Here is a 19,643-nt window from a genome sequence, read left to right as displayed (position 1 = left end):
AACTCGCATGACGCCGACGGCCAGGCGGGTCACCGTGGTGACCCCGCGCGCCCGGATGGACCTCGCTCTGCCCATGGCCAGCACGGTCGCCGAGCTGCTGCCACAACTCATCCGCCTGGCCGGCGCCCAGGACCTGCCCACCGGGGCGGGTCCTGGCTGGGGCCTGTCCCGGCTCGGCGAGGCCGCGCTGGCCCCCGGCCTGACCGTGGCCGCCGCAGCGGTCCGCGACGGCGAGGTGCTCTACCTCAACCCCCGCGAGCGCTACGAGACCCCGCTGCTCTTCGACGACGTCGTCGACGCCATCGCCAGCTCCGCCACCGCCCGCTCCGGCGCCTGGCAACCCCAGGTCGGCCGCATCCTCGGCCTGGCCGCCGCGGCCGTCCTGCTCGGCGGCGCCGCCCTGCTCGCCACCGCGGCACTGGCCGGGAACCTGTTCGCCCCCATCGTCTCCGGCGTGCTCGCGGTGGCCCTGCTGCTCATCGGCGGCGCCCTCACCCGCGCCTACACCGACCTGGGCGCGGGCAGCGCCTGCGCGGCCACCGGCGCCCTGCCCGCCCTGCTGGCCGGGATGTCCGCGCTGCCACCACGCCAGCCGCTGCCGCTGCGCCCGGAGTCCCTGGCCCTCGGCCTGGCCGCGCTGACCCTCTACGCCGCCATCACCGCGGTCCTGCTGGCCCACCGCCTGGCCTGGTTCGGCGCCCTGGCCATCGCGGCCGCCCTCGGCGCGCTCGCCGCCGCCGCGGTGCTGCTGTTCGATCTCGACCCCGGTCACGCCGCCGCGGTCACCCTGCCGCTGGTCACCGCGCTCGGCGCGGCCGCCCCGATGATCGCGCTGCGCTTCGCCCGGCTGCCGCTGCCCACGGTCCCGGCCGACATGAAGTCCTTCCGCGCCGACGAGAAACCCGCGCTGGGCCCCGACGTCCTCGGCCAGACCACCGCCGCGGAGGAGATCCTCACCGGTCTGCTGGCCGCCTTCGGCGCGGTGGTCCTGGGCTGCGCGGTGGTGCTGACCAGGTCCGACTCGATGTGGCCCGCGCTGCTGGTCGGCGTCACCAGCCTGGCCTGGGTGCTGCGCTCCCGGACCTACGCCGGGACCCTGCAACGGATCGCGGTGATCAGCACCGGACTGGGCGGCCTCGGCGTGCTCGCGGTCTGGCTGAGCTGGGCGCTGCCGGCCCCGTGGCTGCTGGCCACCGCGGCGGCGGTCGCGGTCGGCGGGGGAGTGTCGATCAGCTACGCCGCCCGCGTCGTGCGCGGCAAGCACTCGCCACAGGGCGCGCGGCTGCTGGACGCCCTGGAGTACACGCTGCTGATCTCGGTGGTGCCGCTGGCCGGCGCCGTGCTCGGCATCTACAACGCCATCCGTGACGCGGTGGGCTGACCGAGCCCCAGCCTCAGCCCGCGTCCCGCCTCGCTGTCCCCTCCCAGCCTCTAGCCCTCCTTTCGCTCCTCCCGCCGCTCGTCCCACCACCGCCTTCGTCGTGGCAAAAAGCTTCGTCCTCCCGATAATTTCAGTGTCGAATGAAAATAATCCCCTTACGAACCCCAACCCCCAACCCGCAAGGACCTGGGACAGAGCGGTTAGAGTGATCAGGTGTCGAACAGGCAGAACGGTGGGCGCCGCCACGACATCCTCAGTGCGACGATCGAACACATCCGCACCAGGGGAATCGCTGCCACACGCCCGGCGGACATCGCGGCCTCGCTGGGCATCAGCACCGCGCTGGTCTTCTACCACTTCGGCACCATCGAGAACCTGATCGCCGAGGCCTTCTCCGCCGCCGCCGAGCACGACCTGGCCCGCCTGGCCGAGCTGCGCGCCGCCGGCAACGCCCTGACCCGCCTCGCCGCGGTGCTGCGCTTCTACGCGCCCACCGGCGACGCCACCGGCTGGGTGCTCTGGATCGAGGGCTGGGCCGCCTCGCTGCACGATGACAACCTGCGCAAGGTCGCGCAGAACCTGGACCTGCGCTGGCGGGAAGCGGTCGAGGAGCTGATCAACGAGGGCGTGGCCGAGGGCGCGTTCGTCTGCCCCGACCCGCGCGGCGCGGCCTGGCGGATGACCTCGCTGCTGGACGGCCTCGCGGTGCAGCTGGTCGCGCGCCAGGGCACGGTCCGTCCGGAGGACCTGACCGGGTGGCTGCACGAGGCGGTGGCCAGGGAGCTGGGCATCAGCGCGGACAAACTCGGCGCGCTGGTCTGAACCGGTCTGCTACGGTGATCGACATGCAGCGCGCCAACGTGACTACGACGCCGGAGTACGTCCCGGCGCGCTGACAGCATGACTTGACGCGAAGCCCCGGGGCGGGTGCCCCGGGGCTTCGCCGTGTGGTCACCCGCTCTCCGCATCCAGCGAGGAGACCACGATGCCTGACCACCGCAAGCTCGGCCGCGAGCTGAACCTGTTCGACTCCGACCCGCTGATCGGCGCGGGCCTGCCCTACTGGCTGCCCGACGGCGCGGCCATCCGGCACAGCCTGGAGGAGTACATCCGCTCCGCCGAGCTGCGTGCCGGCTACCAGCACGTCTACTCGCCGGTGCTGGCCAAACGCGAGCTCTACGAACGATCAGGGCACTGGGACCACTACCGCGAGGACATGTTCCCGCCCATGGATCTAGGCGGTGACAAGATGGTGCTGCGCCCCAGCCTCTGTCCACATCACGCGCTGATGTACCGCTCCCGCGCGCACAGCTACCGCGAGCTGCCGCTGCGGCTGGCCGAGCTCGGCGGCATGTACCGCGCCGAGCTCTCCGGCGTGCTGGGCGGCCTGACCAGGGTGCGCGCCATCCAGCTCAACGACGCGCACATCTTCTGCACCCTGGACCAGGTCGCCGAGGAGGCCGGTGCCGCGCTGGAGCTGATCCGGAAGGCCCATGCGGCACTGGACATCCAGGACGCCCGCTACCGGCTCTCGCTGCCCGGCGCGGGCGGCAAGTACGTCGCCGGGGCCGAGATGTGGCAGCGCGCGGCCGCGATCCTGCGCGAGGTCCTCGACGCCGCGGGCATCGACTACGAGGCGGTGGCAGGCGAAGCGGCCTTCTACGGTCCCAAGATCGACATCCAGATCGCGGACAGCGCGGGCCGCGAGTCCACCCTGTCCACCGTCCAGGTCGACTTCTACCAGCCGGAGCGGTTCGACCTGCACTACATCGGCCCCGACGGCGGACGGCACCGGCCGGTCATGGTGCACCGCAGCGTGATCGGCAGCGTGGAGCGGGCGGTGGCGCACCTGATCGAACGCCACGGCGGCGCCTTCCCGCCCTGGCTGGCCCCGCGCCAGCTGGCGATCCTGCCCATCTCGCCGGAGGAGGAGCTGCCCGCCGCCGAGCTCCTGCGCCGCTGCCGCGACCTCGGCCTGCGAGCGGAGGTGCTCGAACCGGGGGAGGGGTCGCTCGGCGCCAGGATCCGCGCCGCCCGCCTGGCCCCGTACCAGGCGGTGATCGGCGCGCGAGAAGCGGCCGAGGGCCAGGTCGCCCTGCGTCTGCGCGACGGCCGTCGCCTGGACGCGATGCCCGCGGAAGACTGTTTGCGCAGCGTGCAAGCGGTGGTCCAGGCGCACAGCCCACGGCTCTGGGTGGACGTCGGTTGACATCGACGGTCGATGATCGATACTGAGTCAACTGTCTGGTCAGTCAGCAAGGGGAGTGCGCATGATCGAGGTCATCCAGCAGCCGGCCGCCCCGGCGCGGGAGCAGGCCGGTGACGATCGCGCTCCATTGCTCGAACTGACCTGGACCGACCCGGTCACCGGCAAACGCGGCTTCCTGGTCATCGACCGCCTGGTCCGCGGCGTGTGCAGCGGCGGCTTGCGCCTGCGCGAAGGCTGCACCCTGTCCGAGGTCCGGGGCCTGGCCCGCGGCATGACCGCCAAGGAAGCCCTCAACTACGACCCCGCCGCGCGGTACCTCCCGCTCGGCGGGGCCAAGGGCGGCATCGACTGCAGCCCCTACGACCCGGCGTCCCGCCAGGTCCTGCGCCGCTACCTGCAAGCCGTCCGCCCGTACCTGGAAACGGTCTGGACCACGGGCGAGGACCTGGGTCTGCGCCAGGACACCCTGGACGAGGTGATCGCCGAGGTGGGCCTGAGCAGCTCGATCCAAGCGGTCTACCCCCTGCTGGACGACGAACCCACCGCGACCCAACGCCTCATCGACGCCTTCGCCATCACCGTCGACGGCATCGCCCTGGACGAGCTGGTAGGCGGGGCGGGCGTAGCCCAGGCCGCCCTCACCGCGATGGCTGAGCTTGAAACGCCCCGCGAAGGCGCCCGCGCGGTCATCCAGGGCTTCGGCTCCATGGGCGGCGCCACGGCCCGCTTCCTGGCCGAGGCGGGCCTGCGCGTGGTCGGCATCGCCGACATCCACGGCACCATCGCCAACCCCAACGGCCTGGACGTGGAACGCCTCCTGCACACCCGCGACCCCCACGGCGCCATCGACCGAACCCAGCTCCACCCCACCGACGAGCAGCTACCCCGCGACGCCTGGCTGACCCTCCCCACCGAGGTCCTGGTCCCCGCCGCGATCTCCTACTGCGTCAACACCGCCAACCACACCCGCGTCACGGCCCGCCTCATCGTCGAAGCCGCCAACCTGCCCATCACCCCAGAAGCCGAAACGGCCCTGACCGCCAGGGGCGTAACGGTCATCCCCGACATCGTCGCCAACTCCGCCACCAACTCCTGGTGGTGGTGGGCCCTCTTCGGCGACATCAACCCCAACGCCCCCGATTCCTTCACCAAAGTCCGCACCCAAATGCACCACCTGGTCACCCAAATCCTGCACCGCTCCCGCACCACCGGCGTCCCCCCACGCGCCGCGGCCACCGCGATGACCACGGAAAACCTCGCCGCCATCGAAGCCCGCTTCGGCTGACCACCAGCCCACCCGCCGGCGCGCATCCCAGCCATCGCCCCAGCCGCTCGACCACCTGCCCCAGCCGCCCCGCCCGGCTTCCGCGCTCACCTCACGCGAGCTTCGGCTCCACCTGATCTTGGCTCGCACCAGCCGAAGTCCCAGCGCCAGCTAGCCCTGCTCCGCGGGCCGCCGGGGCCGGGCCACGCTGGCCAACCCGGCCGGGGCGGGACCTCGGGCCACGGCGCGCGGGCAGCGGACGTGGGCGTGGAGCCGACACGAGTCGCTGGCTGGCCCGTAGCTCGCTGGCTGACCGACGCTCGGCCGATCTTTCTCCTGGGCCGGAGCCAGGTGAGCGTTGACCGGGGCCAGGGGAGCCGTGGCCGTTGCCGCCCCTGACGGGGTCCGCCGCCGCCACCGTTCCTCTGCGGAACGCTCGAACCCCGGTTTTGGTTGCCTTTCGTTTTGGATCACTGTCGCTCGATCGGGTCAACTGCGCCGTGTCTGCTGCCGCGCCCGGACCATAACCGCACTTCAGTGGCCTGATCCTACCTCCCCGGTCTCACTCGCCGGACTCCGGGCCGGGGCGCCGCCGGTACCGGTTGACCCACCGTTTGATGGTGTGCCGGAACAGCCACGCCATCGCCATAGCCACCAACAAAAGCTCATCTCCTACGATAATTTCAGTGTGAATCGAAACTAATCCATCCAACAAGCAAGAACCCATAAACTGCATCGAGGCCTGAGAGGAGTGCGCCGAGCGAACCCGGCTCGGGCTGATCAAGGAGGTGCTCCGACTCGTCGAGACGACCGGCGTCCGGCTCCGCCCGCGACCCAGCAGATCGACTTCGTCGAGGGAGGCGACGAGTTTCGCGGGGCTGGGGTTGCACTCCGCCGGGCATCCGAAGGCGGACCGCAGGCCGGGGCCGCATGGGCGAAGAGGGTTGCGGCGCAAAGGGATGGGCATCGGAGCGGCGGGTGTGCCGATCGTCTCGATCTCGGCCCAGCTCAAGATCAAGCGAATGGTGCTGGCGCGGGGATGCTGGGCACGGCCGCGGCGGGCGAAGGAGCTGGCCGGCCTAGCGTTGCTGGAGGCGGCGCAGGGCGAGGTAGCCGCCGATGGCTGGGATGAAGGCGAGCAGGCGGGTGCGGGACGGGGTGTTCTCGATCACCAGGCAGGCCGCGATGACCAGTAGGTAGGCCGTGCCGTGCAGTGGTCCGGTGAGGGCGCTGACCGGACGCCAGTGGACCGTCACCAGGTTGAGCAGCAGGACCGCGACCGTGATCATCTCGGCCAGGGCGGCGTAGCGGAGCAGGCGCATGTCAGGCTCCGGTGGTTGAGCCGGGGCGGACGATCATCAGCACCACCACGGCCGCCCACAGCAGGTTGAAGATCCCGGTGGACATCCGCAGTGTGCGCAGCACGCCCTGCCACGGCTCGTCGCCGGTGGCCTTGGGCAGGGCGTTGACCAGCGTGGTTTGTGCTGGCACGACGACCGCGGCGAGGACGGTGGCGGCCAGGGCGGTGAGGATGATGGAGATGATCAGCCACGCGTCGCCCAGCACCTTCAGCTGTACCGCGGTGGCCAGGCCGAACACCGGCACCACGATTCCGGCGATCATGTAGCCGCGGGTGATCCGTCGCAGCAGCAGTGTCACCGGGACCGCGGTGGGCTCCGCGCGCAGGGCCGCGCCGGCGTAGCGGGGGAACAGGCTGGCGGCGACGGTGACCGGGCCGATGAGCACGATGGCGGCCAGGACGTGCACGCTGAGCAGGAACTTCGTCATCGGCTCAGCCCGTCGTCACCGCGTCGGCGCGCCAGACCACGCCGCGGCGCTCGTGTTCGAACAGGGTCTCGATGGCGAAGGCGGTTTGCGCGCCGAGGAAGCGTTCGACCAGGTGCAGGGCGAGGTCCAGGCCGGAGGTGACGCCGCCCGCGGTGACCAGGTCGCCGTCGTCGACCACCCGGGCCGGCACCACGACCGCGCCGAAGGCGGCCAGCTGGGCCAGGCCGGCGCGGTGGGTGACCGCGGGCCGGTTGGTGAGCAGGCCCGCCGCGCCTACCAGCAGTGATCCGCCGCAGACGGTGCCGAGCACGGTGCCGGGGCGGGCGGTGAAGGTGTGCAGTGCCTGGTGCAGGGTGGGGGTGAGGGCGGCGGTGAGGCGGTCGGTGATCTCGGTGGCGCCGTTGGCCATGGAGCCCGCCGCGCCGGGGATGATCAGCACGTCGGCGCGGTCGGGGTCGAGGGCGGCCTGGGCGTGCAGGGTGAGGCCGTTGCCGCTGACCACCGTGGTGGCGGTGCCGACGGTGACGAGCTGGGCGGTGATCGCGCCGCCGGTGTGGGCGCCCGCGGCGCCGAGCACCTCGTGCGGGGCGATCGCGTCGAGTGGGTCGACGCCGTCGAACAGGACGATCTGGGCGAGCATGGTGATCCTTTCCCCTTGGGGTCGGTGATCACTGTGGCGGGTGGGCCTGCGGGGCGCGAGTGGCTGGAAAGCCAATAACCGCCTACTTCTCGCCAAGTCGCTGACCTGCGATGATGGGTATGGTGTGGTCATGCGGGTGGTGGCCGTTGTGGCTTTGGACGATGTGGTGCCCTCGGATCTGGCCATTCCGTGTGAGGTGTTCGAGCGGACCCGGCTGCCCGATGGCCGGCCTGCCTACCAGGTGCGGGTGTGCTCGGCCGGGGGTGTGGTGGACGCCGGGATGTTCGAGGTGCGCACCCGCTGGGACCTGGGCGCGCTGGCGGGGGCGGACACGGTGATAGTTCCCGGCGTCCGCGATGTCAGCCTTCCGGTGGACCCGGCGGTGCTGGCCGCGTTGCGGGCGGCCGCGGCGGCCGGGACGCGCATCGCCTCGATCTGTTCGGGGGCGTTCGTGCTGGCCGAGGCCGGTGTGCTGGACGGGATGCGGGCCACCACGCACTGGCTGGGCGCGGCCGCGCTGGCCCGGCGGTATCCCACGATCGAGGTGGACCCCGATGTGCTGTTCGTGGACAACGGGCAGATCCTGACCTCCGCGGGCGCGGCCGCGGGGATGGACCTGTGCCTGCACATGGTGCGGCGGGACCACGGTGCGGCGGTGGCCGCCGACGTCGCCAGGCTCTCGGTGATGCCGTTGGAGCGGGCCGGTGGGCAGGCGCAGTTCATCGTGCACTCCGATCCGGCGCCGGACGGCGGTTCGCTGCAGCCGCTGCTGGTGTGGCTGGCGGAGAACCTGGAGCGCCGGTTGACGCTGGGTGATCTGGCCAGGCAGGCGCGGTTGAGCACCCGGACGCTGAGCCGCCGGTTCCGCGAGCAGACCGGCACCACGCCGTTGCAGTGGATCATGCGGGAGCGGTTGCGGCGGGCCCAGCACCTGCTGGAGACCACCGGTCACTCGGTGGACCGGATCTCCGCGCAGGTGGGGTTCGGTTCGCCGACGGCCTTCCGGGACCGGTTCCGGCAGCTGGTCGGGGTGTCGCCGGCTAGCTATCGGCGGTCGTTCCGCTCGCCGGGGTGAGGATGCGGCGTTCCTCCGGGGTCAGTGGCGCTTCGGGCCGGTACTGGCCGCGGGGGCCGCGCAGGATCTGCCAGAGCACGCGCGGGGTGAACAGCCGCAGCGGGGAGTCCAGCAGGGCGAACACCCGGAGGCTGGCGCGCTGCAGGTCGGGGCGGCCGGGTGTGGCGGCGATCAGGCGGTCGGCGTAGCGGTTGTTGAGCTTGGCCAGGCGGCCGGGGTGGCGGCCGGTGGTGGTGGTGTGCGGCAGGCGCAGGTCCTGGGCGGTGGCCATTCGCCAGGCCGGTTCGGTGATCTTGGCGATGGCGCGCTGGGAGCGGCGGGCCGAGCCGGGTAGCAGCGGGTGGTGGCGTTGCCAGCGGCGGCGCAGCGCGTGTGCGGCGAGCACGGCGGTGGCCATGCCGTGGCCGTAGATGGGGTTGAAGGTGGCGTAGGCGTCGCCGAGCACGAGCAGTCCGTCCGGCCAGAAGCGGGCGCGTTCGTAGAAGTTGCGGTGGTTGGCGGTGTTGGCGAAGCCGTAGGGCGGGGTCAGCGGGGTGGCCGCGGCGATCAGGTCGGCCAGGATGGGGTCGGCCAGGCTGCGCAGGAACGGCGGGTAGCCGTCCTCCTCGGTGGGCGGCGGGTCGTGTTTGGGGCCGACCAGGGTGAGGATCCAGCGGTCGTCCTCGATGGGGGAGAGCATGCCCGCGACGGCGGGGCGGTCGGAGCTGGGGTCGGGCTCGATGAGCAGCAGGGGGAAGGCGGCCGGGGTGCCGGGCGGGGCCTGGTAGACGCGGGTGGCGTAGCGGATGCCGGAGTCGATGTGCTCGCGGTGCACGGCGGGCAGTTTGAGCTCGGTGAGCCAGTCGTGGGTGTGCGAGGAGCGGCCGGTGGCGTCGATGACCAGGTCGGCGGTGAGGCGGCGGGTGTCGGTGGCGCCGCGGTCGCGCAGCCGGACGCCGTTGATCCGGCGGCGGTCGCCGAGCAGGCCGACCACGGTGGCCGGTGGGGCGACGGTGATGCGGGGGTGGGCCAGCACGCGGCGGCGGATCGCCCAGTCGGTGAGGGCGCGGCTGGCGCTGATGATGCCGACCTCGGGGGCCGTGCGGTCGCGCCAGCCGGTGGGGCGGCGGACGAGGATGTCGGCGGGGTGGTGCAGTTGCCGGGCGCCGAGGCCGGTGAGCTCGTCGGTGATGCCGGGCAGCAGGTCTTCCAGTGCCGTGTAGCCGCCTTCGACGAAGACGTGGGTGTGGCGGGCTTGTGGGGTGCCCTTGCGGTGTTCGGGGCTCTCGGGCAGGTCGTCGCGGTCGATGATGGTGACCGTGTCGACGTGCTCGGCGAGCACGTGCGCGGCCAGGATCCCGGCGAGTCCGCCCCCGAGAACAACGGCGTGGTGAGTCGGCACTGGCACATCCTGCCACCTTTGGGGGATTGGCTCGTTACCGTCGGTGGTTGTGATCGATGTGATGTTCGTGCCGTATGCGGCGCACGGTCATGTGAACCCGTTGTTGCCGGTGCTGCGGGAGCTGCGGGAGCTGCGTGCGCGTGGACACCGGGTGCGGGTGCTGGTGGGACCGGCCTTCGCCGAGGTGGTGGCGGGCACCGGGGTGGAGGTGGTGGCGGTGCCGGTGGGGTTCGAGACCTGGGTGCCGGACCGTTTCCGGTGGGCGGAGCTGGGGCGGCTGGGGCGCTCGGCGCGGACCCGGTTGCGGGCGGACTCGGCGGGGAAAGCGTTGCTGCGCCGGGAGATTGAGCGTCGGCGGCCGGATGTGGTGGTGTGGGACGCGATGAGCGGGTGGGCCGGTCGGCTGGCCAGGGCGGCCGGGGTGCCGGCGATGGTGTGGAGCACGACCTACGCGGTCAACGACGCGGTGCTGGCCGACACCGCCCGACACCGCCCGGCACCGCTACGGCGAGCTGGCCGCCACCGTGGCCCGGCGTGCCAGGTTGGCGCGGTTGGCGCCCGCGGCGAGGGGGGTGGATCCGGTGCTGGTCACCACGTTGCCGGAGCTGCAACCGGCGCGGGCGAGCTTCCCGTCCCGCTTCCACTTCGTGGGTCCACTGCTGGGTGAACCTGATCGGGGTGGGGAACCTTTGCCGTGGGCGGAGATCGAGGCGCGGCCGGTGTTGCTGGTCTCGCCGGGCACGGTGTTCGCGCGGGGGCCGGGGTTCTTCCAGGCGGCCGCGGAGGCCTTCGGCGACACTGACTGGCTGGTGTTGCTGGCCACCGGCGCGACCGATCCGGCTGAGCTGGGTTGGTTGCCGGACAACGTGATCGCGCGCCGGCGGCTGCCGCAGCGGGCGGTGCTGGCGCACACCTCGGTGTTCGTGACCCACGCCGGGATGAACTCGGTGCTGGAGTCGTTGGCGGCCGGGGTGCCGATGGTGGTGGCGCCGCGGCTGGGTGATCAGCGGGGCACGGCGCGGCGGTTGACCGGGCTGGGGCTGGCGGTGCCGGTGGCGCAGCCGGTGCGGGCGGCGGCGCTGTACCGGGCGGTGCGGCGGGTGGCGGGGGATGAGCGGATGCGGGCGCGGGCGGCGGAGCTGGGGGCGCGGATCGCGGCGGCCGGTGCGGCGGGGCGGGTGGCGGGGCGGGTGGCGGAGCTGATCGCTGACCGGGGGTGCTGACCTGTTGGTGGTCCGGTGCGGTTCAGAGGTTGTCGGGGTCAGGGACGCGGAAGCTGTGGGCGGGGAAGCCCGCGGTGGACAGGATGTGCAGGGGTGCGTAGGTGTCGCCAATCCAGACCGGGCGGATGGCCAGGCCGGTGATCTCGCCGGTGATCTCGGCCAGGGCGCGGGCGCCGCTGCACCGGGCGGAGAGCGGACGGCGGTGGTGGCGGGGGTTCTGCACCAGGTCGAAGCAGGACAGGGTGCTGGGTTCGCCGGGCGCGCCGGAGACCAGGAGCAGGCGGCGGTTGGGGGTGAACACGCCGCCGCGGACGCGGGTCAGCGGCAGGGGGCTGGGGCCGAGGTCGATGTCCCAGTACGGCAGGTGCGCCAGGGTGGTCGGGTCGTAGGCGCGCAGGGTGCGGGGGTGGCAGGCGGCGCTGGTGTAGAGCAGGCCGAGCTGGCTGCCGCACCAGGTGAACAGGTCGGCGTCGGGCAGTTCCTTGGCGAGCAGCCAGCTCTGGTCGGTGCCGTCGGGGCGTAGGCGCCAGATCCCGGCCGGGCCGGTGACGGGCACGTCGAGGTGGCCGCGGTGGGAGACCGGGGCGCCGTAGCCGGTGGCCGAAGCGGGCACCGGGGCGGTGGGATGCAGCAGGCCGAGTTGTTCGCCGTCGTGGGCGTGCGCGCCGAGGGCTGGGCGGCCGCCGGCGGTGGTGGGCAGGTACCAGCAGACGTGTTCGCAGGAGGTGGTGGCCTCGGCGCGGACCTCGGTCCAGGCGGCCACGTCCGGGGGCGCCAGGCCTGGGCTCTGGTGCTGGGTGCTGGTGTGGGCCATGGACGGGTCCTTCCGCGCCGGCGCGATGTGGTGGGACCGCCCGCGACCCCCAAAACGCGGGCGAGCCCACCTCACCAAGCTTCTGTCATCGGTGTGCGCCCGTGCGTCGTGGAAACTACGGACATCGGGTGCGGGTTCGGCGGTGCTACAGCTCGATCGGCTCGGGCACCGCCAGTCCGTGTGCGCCGCCGTGCGCGGTGAGCACGTGCAGTGGGGTGAACTTCCCGTCGTGCCACCAGGACCGCAGCACCAGTCCGGTGGTGCGGCCGGGCAGCTCGGGCAGTGGGCGGGCGCCGGTGCACACCCCGATCAGGCGGGGTTCGCCTGGCACGCGGAGCAGGTCGAAGCAGAACACCGTGTTCGGGTCCTCGGCGATGAGCAGCACCCGGGAGTTCGGGGTGAACAGGCCGCCGCGCACGCCGGTCAGCGGCAGTGGCGCCGGGCCGAGCGGGATGTCGTGGGCGGGGTCCGGGGTGTGCGTGGCGGGGTCGTGCGCGCGCAGCCACCGCGGGGTGGCCGGATTCACGGTGTAGTGGACTCCGTCGTGTTCGCCGAGCACGCCCGGTGGCGGTGGTTGGTCGGGCAGGCCGGGGCAGCCGATCGGCGCCCAGTCGCCCACGTGCGGGACCGGGCGCAGGGCGGCGAGGTCGTGGCCGATGAATGTGCTGGTCATGGCGAGTCCCCTCCCGGAAAGGTGGCGCCAGGGAAGAGTGGCCGCATCCGGTGGGGAGTCGCGTCGGTGTAACTACGTACATCCGGCGATCGGGTGAACTTTCACCAGAGGTCGCCGTCGCGCCAGTCGCAGGTCAGCAGGCCGGTGCGGTCCAGGGTCACGTGCACGGGCAGGACGTGCACGGCCTCGGTCTCCTCCGGGGTGGGCAGGATGCCCTCGGGGGTCAGCGCCGCGGTGGTGCCGAGCCAGGGGAGCCAGCCCCGGCGGCGGTAGAGGGGCTGGGCGTCCCGGGCCGCGCCGAGGGCGCCGAGCTGGTAGCCGTGGCGGATGATCCGCTCCAGTGGGGCCATCAGGGTTCCGCCGTGGCCGCGGCGCTGGTGGGCGGGGTGCACGGCGACGCCTTCGACGTAGCCGGTGCGCAGCGTGCGGCCCTGGTGCAGCAGCTGGCGTTGGACCACCGCGGCGTGCCCGATCAGCGTGTCGCCGTCGTAGAGCAGGGCGTGCAGGCCGCCGAGGCAGTGTTCCCAGTCCTCGTCCGGGAACTCGCCGTCGAAGGCGAGGTCGAGCAGGTCTCGCAGGTCGTGGCGGGTGGTGGCGTCGAGGTCGGCGGTGTGCAGCACGCGGAGGTCAGCCATGGGTGATGTCCTGGGCGATGCGGCGCAGACCCGCGGAGAGGTCGGCGGCGGTGGGCGCGGCGTCGGGGTCGATCAGCCACTGCGCCAGCACGCCGCTGAGCAGGGCCTGGTGGATGGCGCCGACCTGGCGGGCGTCGCCGCTGGCCGCGCCGATGTTCTGGAGCAGTTCGGCCAGGCCCAGGCGGGCGTGTTCCATGCCCTGGGCCAGGGAGGCGCGCACCTCGGGCAGCTGGTCGATCAGGGGGAAGATCTCGAAGGTGGCCACCCACATCCGGCGGTGGGTGCGGAAGCTGGCCTGCACCCGTTCCCAGTAGCTCTCGAAGCGTTGCAGGGGAGTGGCTTCGGGGTCCAGCTCGGCGGAGAGGGCGGCCTCGACCTCGTCGCCCCATTCCTGGATGGCGGCGTAGAGGGCCTGGTTCATCAGTTCCTGGGTGGAGCCGAAGTGGTAGCCGATGGCGGCCAGGCTCACCCCGGAGGCGCCGGCGATGTCCCGGGCGGTGGTGCGCGCGTAGCCCTTGTCGTAGAGGCACTGCTTCGCCCCCGCCAGCAGGGCCTCGCGGTTGTTTCCCATGGTCACCATCCTAACCCGCGTCTGAGACGCCTGTCTTGCACAGATGTTCTAGACAAGCGTTTGAGACACTTGTACAGTCCTCGGCATGACCAAGACCGTGCTCATCTCCGGCGCCAGCGTCGCCGGTCCCGCCCTGGCCTACTGGCTGCGCCGCCACGGCTTCCGGCCCACCGTCGTGGAACGCGCCCCGGCCCCGCGCGAAGGCGGCTACAAGATCGACGTCCGCGGTGCGGCGATGACCGTGTGCGAGCGGATGGGCATCCGGGCGTCGATCGAGGCGGTGGACACCAAGGTCCGCGGCGTCACCTTCGTCACCGAGAGCAACAAGCCGATCGCGAGCATGGACGCCGACTTCATGTACGGCCGCGGCAACGGCGACGCCGAGCTCTGGCGCGGCGACCTCAGCCGCATCCTGGTCCAGGCCTGCGACAACCAGGTCGAGTGGAGCTACGGCGACTCGGTCACCGCGCTCACCCAGACCCCCGAGGGCGTCGAGGCGGTCTTCGAGCGCGCCGCGCCGCGCACCTTCGACCTGGTGGTCGGCGCTGACGGCCTGCACTCCACCACCCGCGCGCTGGCCTTCGGCCCCGAGCCGGACTACCTGCGGCACCTGGGCCGCTACATCTCCATCTTCACCACCCGCCACCACATGGACCTCGACCGCTGGGAGCTGTTCCACAACGGCGTCGGCGGCACCGCCAGCATCTACCGCACCAGCCCGCGCGAAGCGGCCAAGGGCCTGCTGATGTTCGGCGCGGGCGAGCTGAACCTGGGCCGCGACGTCCAGGCCCAGCACCAGGCGCTGCGCACGGCCTTCGCCGGGATCGGCTGGCAGGTGCCCAACCTGCTCGCCGACCTGGCCACCGCGCCGGACTTCTACTTCGACGCCGTGGCCCAGATCGAGATGCCCAGCTGGAGCACCGGGCGGATCGTCCTGCTCGGCGACGCGGGCTACTGCGCCTCACCGGCCTCCGGGCAGGGCACCAGCCTCGCGCTGGTCGGCGCGTACGTGCTGGCCGGGGAGCTGGCCCGGCACGCGGACCACACCGCCGCCTTCGCCGCCTACGAGCGGATCATGCGGCCCTACGTGACGGCCAACCAGCAGCTCGGTGTGAACGGCGCCAAGGGCATGATCACCGACACCGCCTGGCAGCGCAGGCTGCGCGGACTGTCCTTCCGGATGATGAAGTTCACCCCGCAGGGCGCGCGCAACCGGATCGCGGCCAAGATGCACGAGCAGATCCAGCACGCCGCGCACGCGATCGAGCTGCCCAACTACCCTGTTGAAGCGCGGGTGTGAATCAGCCCCACTCCGGCTCGGTCGCCCCGGCCGCGATCGCGGTCACGATCTTGAAGCATTTCATCGCCTCGGTCATGTTCGGCGCGTCGAAGCCCACCCGCAGCACGTCGACCTGGTCCACGGTGGGGATCACCGCGGCGGCCATGGCCAGGTGCGCGGCGTCGAACTCCACCTCGATCCGGTGCGGGCCCGGTGCCGGGTCCCTTCGCCCGGCCCGGTTCATCGACCGCTGCGCCGCGCTGATGATCAGTTCCCACGATCGGGTGGGTGGCAGGCAGATCGCGGCGTAGCGGCTCACGCACTCCTTCACCGCCACCCGCTCGGCCTCCGGCACGTAGGCCGCAGCATCCTCGCAGCACCGGTCGTCCCCGGTGATCATGAGCACCGGGACGCCGTGCTCGGCCGCCAGCGCGGCGTTGAGGCGGCCCTCGCTGGCCAGCACCCCGTCCAGCCACACCCCGGTGATCGAGTTTTCCAGGTAGGTGTGCGCCAGCACGCCCTGCTGGCCGGCGGCGGCGTGGTAGCCGAGGAAGACCACGCCGTCCACCCCGGAGTCGATGCCCTGCATCATCGACAGCGGCTTGTGCCGGCCGGTGAGCATCCGGGCCCGCACATCCAGTTCTTCGATCAACAGGTTCCGCTGCGAGGAGTGGGCCTCGTTGACCAGGATGTCGGTGGCGCCACCGGCCACCAGGCCGGAGATGCAGGCGTTGACATCGCCGGTGAACACCGGCCGGAACCGCTCCCAGCCGGGTGATCCGGGTTTGACGTCAGCGCCCCAGGTCACCCCGGTGACACCTTCCATATCGGCCGAGATCAGAATGCGCACGGTTGATCACGTTACGACCTGGACAGTTCTTCGCGGTACTCGTTGACTTGTTATGTGGCGAGATGGTTATTTCTTGGCACCAGCTGGAAGGGGAAGTCGATGACCTCGGCACGCAGGGTGCGCGGACTGCTCGGCGCGTTGCTCGCCTGCGCGGTGGTGGCCGCGCCGGCCATGCTCGCGGCGGCGCCGCAGGCCACCGCGCAGCAGCAAGCGGGCACCACCTTGCGGGTGGGCCTGTTGCAGGGCATCGACTCGCTCAACCCGTTCCTGGCCAGTCTCCAGTCCTCCACGGAGATCGGCAGGCTGATGTATGACTTCCTCACCTCCTACAAGGCCGAGGACAACAGCCCCGGCGAAGGCCTGGCCAAGGAGTGGTCCGCCTCGCCGGACAAGCTGACCTGGACCTTCACCCTGCGGGACAACGCGAAGTGGTCCGACGACACGCCGATCACGGCCAAGGACGTCGCCTTCACCTACAACCTGATGATGAAGGACCCGGTCGCGGCCACCGCCAACGGCAGCTTCGTGACCAACTTCGACACCGTCACCGCCTCGCCTGACGGCAAGCAGGTCGTGATCAGGACCAAGACGCCGCAGGCCACCATGCTGGCCCTGGACGTGCCGGTGGTGCCAGAGCACGTCTGGTCCAAGGTCGGCGCCGGCCTGAAGGACTACACCAACGAGCAGCAGCCGGTGGTCTCCAGCGGGCCGTTCACCCTGCTGGAACACAAGGCCGAGCAGTACGTCAAGCTCAAGGCCAACAAGGGCTACTGGCGCGCCGCGCCCAAGATCGACGAGCTGCACTTCGTCTACTTCAAGAACAGCGACGCCGCCGTGCAGGCGCTGCGCAAGGGCGAGATCGACCTGGTCAACCGGCTCACCGCCGCGCAGTACCAGGCCCTGCAGAACGAGAACGGCGTCAAGCTGAACAAGGCCAACGGCCGCCGCTTCTCCGAGCTGGTGCTCAACCCCGGCGCGGCCACCAAGGAAGGCGCGCCCATCGGCGACGGGCACCCCGCGCTCAAGGACGTCAAGGTGCGCCAGGCCATCGCCAAGGCCATCGACCCCAAGCAGCTGGTCGAGCGGGTGCTGCAGGGCTTCGGCCAGGTCGGCGGCGGCTTCATCCCGCCGGTCTACCCCGACTTCCACCTCACCCCCGAGGCCGCGGGCAGCGCCTTCGACCCCGCCGCGGCCAACGCCGCCCTGGACGCCGCCGGATACCGCAAGGGCGCCAACAACATCCGCGCCGGGGCCGACGGCAAGCCGCTGACCTTCCGGCTCTTCGCCCGCAACGACCGGCCCAACGACATCACCAGCGCCGAGTACGTCAAGCGCTGGCTGGCCGACATCGGCGTTGGGGTCGAGCTGCAGACCATCTCGGCCAACCAGATGAACGAGCGCACCACCGGCGGGCAGTACGACATCGCCTTCTCCGGCTGGGGCACCAACCCCGACCCCGACTTCATCCTCAGCCTGCACACCTGCGACCAGCGTCCCGGCGCCGACGGCAAGGGCGGCACCACCGACTCCTACCTCTGCGACCCCGAGTACGACCGGCTGTACAAGGCGCAGCTGGGCGAGTTCGACCGGGCCAAGCGCGGCGAGTTGGTCAAGCAGATGCAGAAGGTCGCGGTGGACCGGGCCGCCAGCGTGATCCTGTACTACGAGAACGCGATGGAGGCCTACCGCAGCGACAAGTTCGCCGCCTTCACCACCCAGCCCAGCCAGGGTGGCGTGATCCGCGAGCAGAACGGCATGTGGGGCTACTACAGCGCCACCCCCGTCGGCGCCAGCGGGGACACCGGCTCCGGGAGCAACACCGGGCTGATCATCGGCATCGTGATCGCCGTGGTCGTGGTGGGCGGCATCGCCGTGCTGCTGGTGGCCCGCCGCCGCAAGGCCTCCGCCGACGATCGGGAGTGAGCTCGTGACCGACCTGCTCGCCCCGGCCGAGCAGCTGGAACCAGCGGGCAAGACCGGTAGGAAGTCCACCGGCACGCTGCGCTACGTGCTCGGCAAGCTCGGCGGCGCGCTGATCAGCGTGCTGTTCGTGATCGTGCTCGGGTTCCTGCTGTTCCGGGTCATCCCCGGCGACCCCGTGCAGACCATGACCCGCGGCCGCCCGGTCGGGGCCGAGCAGCTGGCCCAGCTGCGCGTCGAGTTCGGCCTGGACCGTCCACTGTGGATGCAGTTCCTGGACTACTTCGGCGGGCTGTTCCAGGGCGAGCTGGGCGTCTCCTACACCTACCGGCGGCCGGTGGGCGAGCTGATCCTGGACCGGCTCGGGCCCACCCTGCTGCTGGTGGGCACCGGCACGCTGATCGCGGTGCTGATCGGGCTGTGGCTGGGCGTGCGCAGCGCGTGGAAGCACGGCAGCCGCTTCGACAAGCTGGCCACCGGCAGCGCGCTGACCCTGTGGTCGGCGCACACCGCCTGGCTCGGCCTGATCCTGATGATGGCCACCGGCAGGCTGTTCCCCTCCGGCGGCATGGAAGACCCTTCGGTGCCCAACGAGTTCTTCCCCAAGCTGCTCGACATCGCCCACCACCTGGCGCTGCCCTGCCTGACCTTCGTCGCGGTGGTCTTCGCCCAGTACCAGCTGGTGATGCGCTCGGCGCTGCTGGAGGAGACCGGCGCGGACTACCTCACCACCGCCCGCGCCAAGGGCCTCACCGACGACGAGGTCCGCCGCCGTCACGCCGTGCCCAACGCCATGCTGCCCACCATCACCCTGATCTTCCTGCGCCTGGGCCTGGTGGTGCAGGGCGCGGTGACCGTGGAGACCGTGTTCACCTGGCCCGGTCTCGGGCTGTTGCTCTACGAAGGGCTCAGCGTGCCCGATCTGCCGCTGCTGCAAGGAGTCTTCACCGTGCTGGCCGGCAGCGTGGTGGCCATGAACGTGGTGGCCGACCTGCTCTACCGGGTCTTCGACCCCAGGGTGCGTGCCGCGTGAGCGCCCCCGTCTCGCCCCGCGCCCTGGCCTGGGCCCGCCGCCGCGAGGCCGCCGGCCGCGCCTGGCGGCAGTTCCGGCTCGACCGCGGCGGCCTGGCCGGGCTGTGCGGGCTGGTCCTGATCACGCTGCTGGCCCTGCTGGCCCCGCTGGTCACCGACGCCACCCAACTCGATGTCACCAAGACCACCGGACGGCCGTTGCAGGGGCCCAGCGCGGACTACCTGCTCGGCACCGACGAGACCGGCCGCTCGGTGCTGCTGCTGGTCTGGTGGGGCGCCCGGGTCTCGCTGACCGTCGGCCTGGCCGCGGCGGTGCTGACCATGGTCATCGGCACCCTGGTCGGGTTGCTGGCCGGGCACTTCGGCGGCTGGGTGGCCGCGGTGCTGATGCGCTTCACCGACTTCTTCCTGGTGCTGCCCTCCCTGGTGCTGGCCATCGCGCTGAGCAGCGTGCTCGACCGCAGCCTGCTCACCATCGTGGTGGCCATCGGCCTGACCTCCTGGCCCAGCGCCGCCCGCCTGGTCCGCGCGCAGACCCTCGCGGTGGAGGCCAGGCCCTACATCGAACGCGCCCGCGCCCTCGGCGGCGGCCACCGTCACCTCATCCTGCGGCACGTGCTGCCCTCCACCGCGCCACTGGTCTTCGCCGACACCACGCTGCAGGTGGCCAGCGCGATCGTGGCGGAGTCCACGCTGTCCTTCCTCGGCCTGGGCGACCCCACCGTGGTCACCTGGGGCTCGATGCTGCGCGCCGCCCTCAACAGCGGCGCGGTCTCCGCCGGGGCCTGGTGGTACGTGCTGCCACCGGGCATCGGCATCATGCTCGTCGTGCTCGCCTTCACCCTGTGCGGACGGGCCTTGGAAGCCGTGCTCAACCCACGGCTGCGCAACCCGGGGGGACGCTAGAG

At 71.8% G+C, this 19,643-nt stretch carries 19 protein-coding genes and 1 pseudogene; 11 read left to right on the top strand and 9 right to left on the bottom strand.

Annotated features, from left to right (window positions below; translation table 11 throughout):
- The first annotated feature begins 7 nt into the window (after positions 1–7).
- The 4 genes and pseudogenes from eccD (at position 8) to N8J89_RS22330 (ending at position 4,875) form a co-directional block, all read left to right on the top strand.
- On the top strand, positions 8–1,381 hold the full coding sequence (eccD, locus tag N8J89_RS22345; RefSeq protein ID WP_283658939.1) for a type VII secretion integral membrane protein EccD: 1,374 nt from the start codon (positions 8–10) through the stop codon (positions 1,379–1,381).
- 213 nt (positions 1,382–1,594) lie between these two features.
- Entirely contained in the window at positions 1,595–2,203 is a 609-nt protein-coding gene (locus N8J89_RS22340; RefSeq protein ID WP_283658938.1) for a TetR/AcrR family transcriptional regulator, read from the top strand.
- Between the two features lie 157 nt (positions 2,204–2,360).
- Positions 2,361–3,590: pseudogene (gene thrS / locus N8J89_RS22335) on the top strand (threonine--tRNA ligase); the annotation flags it as partial.
- Positions 3,591–3,651: 61 nt separating this feature from the next.
- Positions 3,652–4,875: a Glu/Leu/Phe/Val dehydrogenase dimerization domain-containing protein gene (locus tag N8J89_RS22330; RefSeq protein WP_283658937.1), complete on the top strand. Its 1,224-nt coding sequence runs from the start codon at positions 3,652–3,654 to the stop codon at positions 4,873–4,875.
- Positions 4,876–5,933: 1,058 nt separating this feature from the next.
- Here the strand turns inward: N8J89_RS22330 and N8J89_RS22325 are convergent.
- From N8J89_RS22325 to N8J89_RS22315, 3 genes are read right to left on the bottom strand one after another with little or no spacing between them, the layout of a single operon-like run.
- Complete coding sequence (locus N8J89_RS22325; protein WP_283658936.1) at positions 5,934–6,176, bottom strand: hypothetical protein; 243 nt, start codon at positions 6,174–6,176, stop codon at positions 5,934–5,936.
- A gap of 1 nt (position 6,177) precedes the next feature.
- Entirely contained in the window at positions 6,178–6,642 is a 465-nt protein-coding gene (locus N8J89_RS22320) for a hypothetical protein (RefSeq protein ID WP_283658935.1), read from the bottom strand.
- 4 nt (positions 6,643–6,646) lie between these two features.
- Positions 6,647–7,282: a DJ-1/PfpI family protein gene (locus tag N8J89_RS22315; protein WP_283658934.1), complete on the bottom strand. Its 636-nt coding sequence runs from the start codon at positions 7,280–7,282 to the stop codon at positions 6,647–6,649.
- Positions 7,283–7,412: 130 nt separating this feature from the next.
- On the opposite strand from N8J89_RS22315, the gene N8J89_RS22310 reads away from it, so the two are divergent.
- Positions 7,413–8,357 (top strand): GlxA family transcriptional regulator, encoded by a 945-nt coding sequence (locus N8J89_RS22310; protein WP_283658933.1) that lies wholly within the window; start codon positions 7,413–7,415, stop codon positions 8,355–8,357.
- Here the strand turns inward: N8J89_RS22310 and N8J89_RS22305 are convergent.
- Complete coding sequence (locus N8J89_RS22305) at positions 8,323–9,744, bottom strand: NAD(P)/FAD-dependent oxidoreductase (RefSeq protein ID WP_283658932.1); 1,422 nt, start codon at positions 9,742–9,744, stop codon at positions 8,323–8,325. The genes N8J89_RS22310 and N8J89_RS22305 overlap by 35 nt on opposite strands.
- A gap of 43 nt (positions 9,745–9,787) precedes the next feature.
- Here N8J89_RS22305 and N8J89_RS22300 point away from each other — a divergent pair, with 43 nt between their 5' ends.
- Both N8J89_RS22300 and N8J89_RS22295 read left to right on the top strand, forming a co-directional pair.
- The gene (locus N8J89_RS22300) at positions 9,788–10,405 is read left to right on the top strand and encodes a glycosyltransferase family protein (protein WP_283658931.1); all 618 of its coding nucleotides are present in this window, start codon (positions 9,788–9,790) and stop codon (positions 10,403–10,405) included.
- A complete protein-coding gene (locus N8J89_RS22295) occupies positions 10,320–10,961 on the top strand; it encodes a nucleotide disphospho-sugar-binding domain-containing protein (RefSeq protein ID WP_283658930.1) in 642 nt (213 codons plus the stop codon). The genes N8J89_RS22300 and N8J89_RS22295 overlap by 86 nt, the downstream gene beginning before the upstream one ends.
- A gap of 22 nt (positions 10,962–10,983) precedes the next feature.
- Here N8J89_RS22295 and N8J89_RS22290 read toward each other — a convergent pair whose 3' ends face one another.
- From N8J89_RS22290 to N8J89_RS22275, 4 genes are all read right to left on the bottom strand, one after another.
- The gene (locus N8J89_RS22290) at positions 10,984–11,775 is read right to left on the bottom strand and encodes a hypothetical protein (RefSeq protein ID WP_283658929.1); all 792 of its coding nucleotides are present in this window, start codon (positions 11,773–11,775) and stop codon (positions 10,984–10,986) included.
- 145 nt (positions 11,776–11,920) lie between these two features.
- A complete protein-coding gene (locus N8J89_RS22285) occupies positions 11,921–12,448 on the bottom strand; it encodes a hypothetical protein (RefSeq protein ID WP_283658928.1) in 528 nt (175 codons plus the stop codon).
- A gap of 101 nt (positions 12,449–12,549) precedes the next feature.
- Entirely contained in the window at positions 12,550–13,083 is a 534-nt protein-coding gene (locus N8J89_RS22280; protein ID WP_283658927.1) for a GNAT family N-acetyltransferase, read from the bottom strand.
- On the bottom strand, positions 13,076–13,654 hold the full coding sequence (locus tag N8J89_RS22275) for a TetR/AcrR family transcriptional regulator (RefSeq protein ID WP_283658926.1): 579 nt from the start codon (positions 13,652–13,654) through the stop codon (positions 13,076–13,078). The genes N8J89_RS22280 and N8J89_RS22275 overlap by 8 nt, the downstream gene beginning before the upstream one ends.
- Before the next feature lie 85 nt (positions 13,655–13,739).
- Here N8J89_RS22275 and N8J89_RS22270 point away from each other — a divergent pair, with 85 nt between their 5' ends.
- Positions 13,740–14,954 carry an FAD-dependent monooxygenase gene (locus N8J89_RS22270; RefSeq protein ID WP_283658925.1) on the top strand — a complete coding sequence of 405 codons (1,215 nt, stop codon included), beginning with the start codon at positions 13,740–13,742 and terminating at the stop codon, positions 14,952–14,954.
- 1 nt (position 14,955) lies between these two features.
- Here the strand turns inward: N8J89_RS22270 and N8J89_RS22265 are convergent, their stop codons facing one another.
- The gene (locus N8J89_RS22265) at positions 14,956–15,783 is read right to left on the bottom strand and encodes a M55 family metallopeptidase (RefSeq protein WP_283658924.1); all 828 of its coding nucleotides are present in this window, start codon (positions 15,781–15,783) and stop codon (positions 14,956–14,958) included.
- A 99-nt stretch (positions 15,784–15,882) separates the two neighbouring features.
- Here N8J89_RS22265 and N8J89_RS22260 point away from each other — a divergent pair, with 99 nt between their 5' ends.
- The 3 genes from N8J89_RS22260 to N8J89_RS22250 are packed head-to-tail and all read left to right on the top strand — an operon-like array spanning position 15,883 to position 19,641.
- The gene (locus N8J89_RS22260) at positions 15,883–17,706 is read left to right on the top strand and encodes an ABC transporter substrate-binding protein (RefSeq protein ID WP_283658923.1); all 1,824 of its coding nucleotides are present in this window, start codon (positions 15,883–15,885) and stop codon (positions 17,704–17,706) included.
- 4 nt (positions 17,707–17,710) lie between these two features.
- A complete protein-coding gene (locus N8J89_RS22255) occupies positions 17,711–18,736 on the top strand; it encodes an ABC transporter permease (RefSeq protein ID WP_502868319.1) in 1,026 nt (341 codons plus the stop codon).
- Positions 18,733–19,641, top strand: coding sequence for an ABC transporter permease (locus N8J89_RS22250; RefSeq protein WP_283658922.1), 909 nt, complete (start codon positions 18,733–18,735; stop codon positions 19,639–19,641). The genes N8J89_RS22255 and N8J89_RS22250 overlap by 4 nt, the downstream gene beginning before the upstream one ends.
- The last annotated feature ends 2 nt before the right edge of the window (positions 19,642–19,643 follow it).

The organism is Crossiella sp. CA-258035 (assembly GCF_030064675.1).
Classification (GTDB): domain Bacteria; phylum Actinomycetota; class Actinomycetes; order Mycobacteriales; family Pseudonocardiaceae; genus Crossiella.
The sequence above is the reverse complement of the archived record's forward strand: the minus strand, read 5'-3'. Positions and strand labels throughout refer to the sequence as shown.